This is a genomic window from Ruegeria sp. BHSC037 (assembly GCF_059613045.1).
Map to the genome: position 1 here is coordinate 1 of NZ_JBXWRT010000025.1, position 7,420 is coordinate 7,420.

Sequence of the window (7,420 nt, forward strand, 5' to 3'; positions counted from 1 at the left end):
AACAAATCCTCAAGATGCCCCAGTCTCTCCTGAGCGTCACAACCGTCTTTCCAGTCCGTCAGGCCGCCTCTCCAGCCCGTCACCAACACCTCACCAGCGCCGGTGAAGGGGGTTCTAAGATTATCCAACCAAAGCCGCAAGGGGAAAATTCAACAATCCCTCAAAAAAGTTTCTTCCAAAGATTTCCGATTATATTTCAACACTTTAACTACACACCCCCGACCGTTCTGACCACCACACGCTCGCTGGTTCGCTCCGGACAGGACCCGCAAACCCGCAGTCCACAGGTTTACCCACAGACTCGGGCGCGAGTCAGGCGGAATCGGAGCTGCTTCGCGCGAACGGATAGCGTGGCACTGGCAGCCGCGACAGTAGAAGGAGGCAGATGACAAGCAGGTAAAGCAAAGGCTCGATCTGGAACCCCTTGGCCACCATCACATAGTGCACACCGGCCAGAACAGCCGCCGGATATACAAGACGATGCAGCTGGCGCCAGGCGGCTCCGAGACGGCGCACCGAGGCGTTGTTCGATGTCAGGCCCAACGGCAGCAATAGCACGAAGGCCGTCATGCCGATCGTGATATATGGCCGTTTCAGGATATCCGCCCAGATCTGCGCGGGCACCTGTACGTCCAGCACCAGCCAGACCAGCAGATGAAAGCTCGCATAACAGACGGTCAGAACGCCGATCGCCCGCCGGAACTTCATCAGGTTCAGCCCGGCCAGACGTCGCAGCGGCGACACTGCCAGTCCCAGGATCAGCAACTGGAGGGCCAGCTCGCCATATTTATGTTCCAGCGCCTCGATCGGCTCGACGCCCAGTCCACCGGTCAAACCCAGATAGAACAGCCACGGCGCCGGCAGTAGGCCCAGCAGGTAAACCGCCCAGACCGGAACGCGACGCAGGAACTGGTTCAGCTTGTTCATGGCTTTAATAATACTCGGACAGATCCATTCCGTCATACAGGCTTGCGACGTCAGACTCGTAGCCATTGAACATCAGCGTTGGCTGACGCTTGGCAAACAATCCGCCGCCGATGACCCGCTCAGAGGCCTGGGACCAGCGGGGATGATCCACGGTCGGATTCACGTTGCTGTAGAACCCGTATTCACGCGGGTTGGCCATGTTCCAGCTGGTTGGCGGCTCGTCCTCGGTCAGGGTGATGCGTACAATCGATTTGATCGACTTGAAGCCATATTTCCAGGGAACCACCAGCCGCAGCGGCGCGCCGTTCTGATTGGGGATCGGGCGGCCATAGATACCCGTCGCCATGATCGTCAGAGGGTGCATGGCCTCGTCCAGCCGCAAGCCCTCGCGATAGGGCCAGTCCAGAACCGGATAGGCAACGCCCGGCATCTCATCCGGACGCAGCGCGGTTTCGAAGGCCACGTATTTCGCCCCCTCCTGCACACCAACCATCTTCAGCAGATCGGCCAGCTCGAACCCGTTCCACGGCACGACCATCGACCAGGCCTCGACACAGCGGAACCGATAGATCCGCTCTTCGATCGTCATCTCGGACATGATATCCTGAAAGTCGTACTCCCCTGGACGGTCAACCAACCCGTCGATTGTCACGCTCCATGGTTCGGTCTTGAGGGTATGGGCGTATTTCGAAGGATCGTCCTTGCGAGTTCCGAACTCATAGTAGTTGTTGTACGAGGTTATATCTTCCCAGCTGTTGGGCTCGGGCACGGCCTCGGCCTGCGCACGCCCGGCCATTGCAGCAAGGCCGGATCCGGCCAGCCCCGCCATAACCTGCCGGCGGTTTAGAAACGCCGCCCGAGGCGTTACGTCGGCATATGTCAAATTGTTGGTCCAGCGATGCGCCATCTTGGTCTCCGTTCCGTTTCAACCCCTGACCCGACCTAGCCCGGTCTTAGCACGGGACCAACGCAACTTGCGTCACGATTGAGAGACGGGACTGTAACGAACCGGCCGCCCGCTGACGCCGGACCGACAAAAAAAGGCCCGCCATCTCTGGCGGGCCTTTCCTGTTTCAACCAAGCCGCAGCTTAGTGCACGACGGCTTCGTCCGGGCGCGGGCGGTCGCTGGTGCCCAACCGGTCGCCGATGATCAGGCCATCGGGTCCGGCAGTCACCGGCACGGTATCGCCGTCCCGGATTTCGCCAGCCAGCAAAGCCTCGGCCAGCGGGTTCTGCAGGGCACGCTGGATCACGCGCTTGAGCGGACGCGCCCCGAAGACCGGGTCGTAGCCTTCGTTGGCCAGCCATTCCTTGGCGGCCTCGTCCAGCTCCAGCCGGATCTTGCGCGCGGCAAGCCGCTTCTGCAGGCGGGCCAGCTGGATGTCGACGATCGCAGCCATATCCGACCGCTGAAGCCGATCGAAGATGATGGTCTCGTCCAGACGGTTCAGGAACTCGGGCCGGAAATGCGCCCGGACCGCGTCCATCACGTCGCGCTTGGCCTGCGCCGTGTCGGCGCCTTCGGGCAACTGGCTCAGCGCCTGCGACCCGAGGTTCGAGGTCAACACGATCAGCGTCTGCTTGAAATCGACCGTGCGGCCCTGGCCATCGGTCAGGACACCATCGTCCAGCACCTGCAACAGCACGTTGAACACGTCCGGATGCGCCTTCTCGACCTCGTCGAACAGCACCACCTGGTACGGCCGCCGACGGACGGCTTCGGTCAGAACGCCACCTTCCTCATATCCGACATAGCCCGGCGGTGCACCGATCAGGCGGGCGACGGCGTGTTTCTCCATGAATTCGGACATGTCGATCCGCACCATCGCGTGTTCGTCGTCGAACAGGTATTCGGCGACGGCCTTGGTCAGCTCGGTCTTACCCACACCGGTCGGGCCGAGGAACAGGAACGAGCCCAGCGGGCGATTCTCGTCGTTCAGACCGGCCCGGGCCCGGCGCACGGCATTGGCCACGGCGCGCACGGCCTCGTCCTGGCCGACCACGCGGGCATGCAGCGCTTCTTCCATGCGCAGCAGCTTTTCACGCTCGCCTTCCAGCATCTTCGAGGTCGGGATACCCGTCCAGCGTTCGACCACGGCCGCGATCTGTTCAGGGCGTACCGTTTCCTTGGCCATCACAGCGTTGCTTTCCTGGCTTTCAGCCTCGGCCAGCTTGCGCTCCAGCTCGGGGATCACGCCATAGGACAGCTCACCGGCCTTGGCCAGATTGCCCTCGCGCTTGGCGATCTCCAGCTCGGCGCGCGCCTTGTCCAGCTGTTCCTTCAGCTCGCGGGCGCTGGCAAGCTTGTCACGCTCGGCCTGCCACTGGGCAGTCAGCTCGGCGGATTTCTCCTTGAGCTCAGCCAATTCCTTCTGCAAGGCCTCAAGCCGATCTTTCGAAGCCGCGTCATCTTCGAGCTTCAGTGCCTCTTCCTCGATCTGAAGCTGCAAGATCTGGCGATCCAGCTGGTCCAGCTCTTCGGGCTTGCTGTCCACTTCCATACGCAGACGCGAGGCGGCCTCGTCCACGAGGTCGATTGCCTTGTCGGGCAGGAAGCGGTCGGTGATGTAGCGGTGAGACAAGGTCGCGGCCGACACCAGCGCCGAATCCGAGATGCGCACGCCGTGGTGCAGCTCGTATTTTTCCTTGATGCCGCGCAGGATGCTGATCGTGTCCTCGACCGTGGGTTCCTGCACGTAGACGGGCTGGAACCGGCGGGCAAGGGCCGCGTCCTTCTCGACGTATTTGCGGTACTCGTCAAGCGTGGTGGCGCCAATGCAGTGCAGCTCGCCCCGCGCCAGCGCGGGCTTGATCAGGTTGGCCGCATCCATCGCGCCGTCGGTCTTGCCGGCACCCACCAGCGTGTGCATCTCGTCGATGAACAGGATGATCTCGCCAGCGGCCGCGGTGACCTCGTTCAGAACGGCCTTCAGACGTTCCTCGAACTCGCCACGGTATTTCGCACCAGCGATCAGGGCACCCATATCCAGCGCCAGCAGCTTCTTGTCCTTCAGCGATTCCGGCACGTCGCCGTTCACGATGCGGAGAGCCAGACCTTCGGCGATGGCGGTCTTACCCACACCGGGCTCACCGATCAGAACCGGGTTGTTCTTGGTCCGACGCGACAGAACCTGCATGGCGCGGCGGATTTCCTCGTCGCGGCCGATGATCGGGTCAATCTTGCCCTCGCGGGCGGCCTCGGTCAGGTCGCGGGCATATTTCTTCAGCGCGTCATAGCCTTCTTCGGCATTGGCGCTGTCGGCCGTGCGGCCCTTGCGGATGTCGTTGATCGCCTCGTTCAGCTTCTGGGCGGACACGGCACCGGCTTCCAAGGCCTCCTTGGCCTTGGATTTGACGATGCACAGCGCCATCAGCACACGCTCGACCGGCACGAAGCTGTCTCCGGCCTTCTTGGCAATCTTCTCGGCCTCGTCAAGAACCTTGGCGGTCTGGCCGTCCAGATAGACCTGGCCCGCGTCGCCGCTGACCTTCGGGATCTTGGCCAGGGCAACATCCAGCGCCTCGACCACACGCTCGGGCGCGCCGCCCGCACGTTTGATCAGGTTGCTGGCCAGCCCCTGATCATCATCCATCAGTGCTTTCAGAATATGCTCGGGAGCCAATCTCTGGTGTCCCTCGCGCAGCGCAACAGTTTGCGCCGCCTGCACGAAGCCTCGTGCCCGCTCGGTGAACTTGTTCAAGTCCATCATTCTCTCCTTTTCCAAGCGCCCAAGGTTTTTGCGCCCGCTCGGCGGCACGCTTAGTTCTGGGCCTCATTAATCAATTTGGGAAATGCCCCTGCCGCTTCAAGAGGGTGGCGGGTGAAAAAACGCTCAGCCGCGGGGAATCGTATAGACGGTATAGCCGCCGGTTTCGGCCACCTGCTCGGCATCAAGCGTCTCGACCAGCGACTGCGCGGCGGCGCTGCCGGTGGGGCACGACACGAGGTCCGCGGTGTGGTCCAGGAAATTGCCGGTAAAGGCGGTTTCACCGGTCAACTGGCACCAGTCATCTTCGGACCGATAGCCGCGGACGAGATACAAATCGTCATTGGTCGGGGGCGGCGCAGCGCCTGTTTCGGTTTGCGGCGGCGTGTCGGCACAGGCGGCCAGCGTGGCCATGACGGCCAGCGGAACAAGGTGCTTCATGGTCTGTCCCTTCGGTGTAATTTTCGTTTCTGAATGGCGGCACCATAGCACAGTTGGGACAGCGCGGGGGAAACCACGCCCCCCCTGGCCCGGTGCAGGGTTCAACCGCCTTCGATCTGCCGGATCAGCTTTTGCGCCTCGTCATCGCCCTGCCCGGCCGCGAGGCGAAGAAACCTCAGCGCCTCTTCAACTTCGCCGATTTCATGGAGCAATCGGCCGAACTTGCGCTGCGACTTCATATCGCCGAGCTTCGCGGCCCTTCCTCAGAACACGAAGGCCGTTTCCATGTCCCGAGGCACGCCATCCCGCCCGTGATAGGTCAGAGACCCCAGATTGCGCAGCGCGATGACATTGTCCTGCTTGGCGGCCTGGAAATAATAGTCCAACGCCTGTTCGATGTCCTTGAAATAGCCGTTGTCGCCGGTTTCGTAGATTTAGCCCAAGCGCACCGCGGCATCGGTGCTCCCGTTTCGGGCCGCCATCTTCAGATAGTCGACCGCGCGCCGCATGTCGCGCGTGACATGCGTGCCTTCGCGGTAGAATGTGCCAAGCCGCAGCAGAGACTGCTCGTATCCGAGGAACGCGGCCCTTTCATAATAGTACAGCGCCTTGTCGAGGTCGGGCGCAACACCTTGCCCGTTCTCGTAGCCATACGCGACGTTGTGCATTCCCATCGGCAGACCGGTTTCGGCAGCCGCCATGTACCAGGCAAATGCGGTCACATCGTCCGCGGGAACGATCTTGCCATCGCCATAGAGCGTGGCGAGCGTGTTCATCGCCAGCCCGCTGCCCTCCATCGCGGCCAGCTCCGAGAACTCGAGCGCCATTTTCAGCTTGCCGCCCTTCATCAAAGCCCGGCCAAAGGCGGCGACGACCTCGGCATCGACATTCTGGTTTTTCAGCAGCAGATCGGCACAGATCGCCATCGCATTCTCAGCGTCCATGTCCGCCCATTCCACCCCGTCGAAAAGCGGCGACTGGCCCGGAGCGGTGGCGGCCATCAGGCACTCATATTCTCCGTCCGAATAGTCGGGCTCGTATGGTGGATCGTCGGGGTCGGGTTCCGGCCGGGGCCGCAGGTCGGAGACCCGCAGGCGTCGTTGCGGTTCTTTGGGGGCGTCGACCTCGGCCGGCGCCAGGGCCCCTCCGGTCAGCCCTGCCAGCAGATCGCGCGCAAGTTGGGAATAGATCGAGCACTCCGCGTAGATCTCGGCAAAGCTTTGGATGGCTGCCGCCGACCCGCTGTCCTTGACATCCGCCCAGACCTGTCGGGCCTCGCCGCAATCCGTTTCACCGGCCCAGACTGCGCCCGCCCCGGCCAAAACAGCCGCTGAGGCGACCACACCCAACCGTATCATCCCGTATTTTCCTGCGTCTTTTCTTGTCTGATTGTGCCGCACGCTCTACAGAAGCGCCGATCCCGTCAAGCTTGAAAGGTCGAAACAATGCCCCAAACCGCCGATGACCGCCTGATCGTCGCCCTCGACGTCCCCAACGCGCTGGAAGGGCTGAAGCTGGCCGAGACGCTGGGCGACGCCGTTTCGTTCTACAAGATCGGCCTGGGCATGCTGACCGGGGGCGGGCTGGCGCTGGCCAACGAGCTTAAACAAGAACACGGCAAGCGCATCTTTCTGGACATGAAGCTGTTCGACATCGGCAACACGGTCGAGAATGCCGTACGAGGGCTGGCGCAGTTCGATCTGGATTTCCTGACCGTCCATGGCGACCCCCACGTGGTGCGTGCCGCTAAGGAAGGCGCGGCAGGCAAGGATCTGAAGATTCTCGCGGTGACCATCCTCACCTCGCTGAACCGTGAAGATCTGGATGCCGGCATGATGAAGGCCGGCGACATGCAGGACATGGTGGTGGAGCGCGCGGCCCGCGCCTTCGAGGCCGGGGCCGACGGCGTGATCGCCAGCCCGCAGGAGGCCGCTCTGATCCGCGCCCTGCCCCAGTCCCAGGACCGACTGATCGTCACCCCTGGTGTGCGGCCCTCGGGGGCCGATCTGGGCGACCAGAAGCGGGTCGCCACCCCGGCCAGAGCGATCGCAGACGGGGCCGATCACATTGTGGTCGGACGACCGATCTATCGTGCCGAAGACCCCAAGGCAGCCGCGCGGTCGGTTCTTGAGGAACTGAAATCGGTGCCGCAGGTTTAAGCGCGGCACGCCTTCGCGCGGGGTCTTTTTCGCAGGAAGCGGCGCGCAACCGATTGACCTTGCGTCACTTTTCCCTCGTTCCGCGCCGAATTGTCCCTGTGCCCGAAAACACACATGCGAAACCTCGGTTTTGCCCGGAGCGTCAAAACCCTGTCAAAATAGGCATTTTCGCGCGATTCTGGGCC

The 7,420-nt window shown here is 62.4% G+C and carries 8 protein-coding genes; 1 reads left to right on the top strand and 7 read right to left on the bottom strand.

The features are described 5' to 3' along the window. Nucleotides 1-312: 312 nt before the first annotated feature. From msrQ to AC2FMN_RS17095, 7 genes are all read right to left on the bottom strand, one after another. Nucleotides 313-927, bottom strand: a complete 615-nt coding sequence (gene msrQ / locus AC2FMN_RS17065) for a protein-methionine-sulfoxide reductase heme-binding subunit MsrQ (RefSeq protein WP_496689654.1) — start codon at nucleotides 925-927, stop codon at nucleotides 313-315. 4 nt (nucleotides 928-931) lie between these two features. After that, entirely contained in the window at nucleotides 932-1,834 is a 903-nt protein-coding gene (msrP, locus tag AC2FMN_RS17070; RefSeq protein WP_496689656.1) for a protein-methionine-sulfoxide reductase catalytic subunit MsrP, read from the bottom strand. Nucleotides 1,835-2,016: 182 nt separating this feature from the next. Further along, nucleotides 2,017-4,635: an ATP-dependent chaperone ClpB gene (clpB, locus tag AC2FMN_RS17075; RefSeq protein WP_496684314.1), complete on the bottom strand. Its 2,619-nt coding sequence runs from the start codon at nucleotides 4,633-4,635 to the stop codon at nucleotides 2,017-2,019. Between the two features lie 126 nt (nucleotides 4,636-4,761). After that, nucleotides 4,762-5,076, bottom strand: a complete 315-nt coding sequence (locus AC2FMN_RS17080) for a hypothetical protein (protein WP_496684311.1) — start codon at nucleotides 5,074-5,076, stop codon at nucleotides 4,762-4,764. Nucleotides 5,077-5,177: 101 nt separating this feature from the next. Then, the gene (locus tag AC2FMN_RS17085; RefSeq protein ID WP_496689658.1) at nucleotides 5,178-5,315 is read right to left on the bottom strand and encodes a hypothetical protein; all 138 of its coding nucleotides are present in this window, start codon (nucleotides 5,313-5,315) and stop codon (nucleotides 5,178-5,180) included. A gap of 24 nt (nucleotides 5,316-5,339) precedes the next feature. Continuing rightward, entirely contained in the window at nucleotides 5,340-5,510 is a 171-nt protein-coding gene (locus AC2FMN_RS17090) for a hypothetical protein (RefSeq protein ID WP_496689662.1), read from the bottom strand. Next, on the bottom strand, nucleotides 5,511-6,434 hold the full coding sequence (locus tag AC2FMN_RS17095; RefSeq protein WP_496689660.1) for a tetratricopeptide repeat protein: 924 nt from the start codon (nucleotides 6,432-6,434) through the stop codon (nucleotides 5,511-5,513). It abuts the gene before it with no gap. 87 nt (nucleotides 6,435-6,521) lie between these two features. Here AC2FMN_RS17095 and pyrF point away from each other — a divergent pair, with 87 nt between their 5' ends. Next, entirely contained in the window at nucleotides 6,522-7,235 is a 714-nt protein-coding gene (gene pyrF, locus AC2FMN_RS17100; protein ID WP_496684303.1) for an orotidine-5'-phosphate decarboxylase, read from the top strand. The last annotated feature ends 185 nt before the right edge of the window (nucleotides 7,236-7,420 follow it).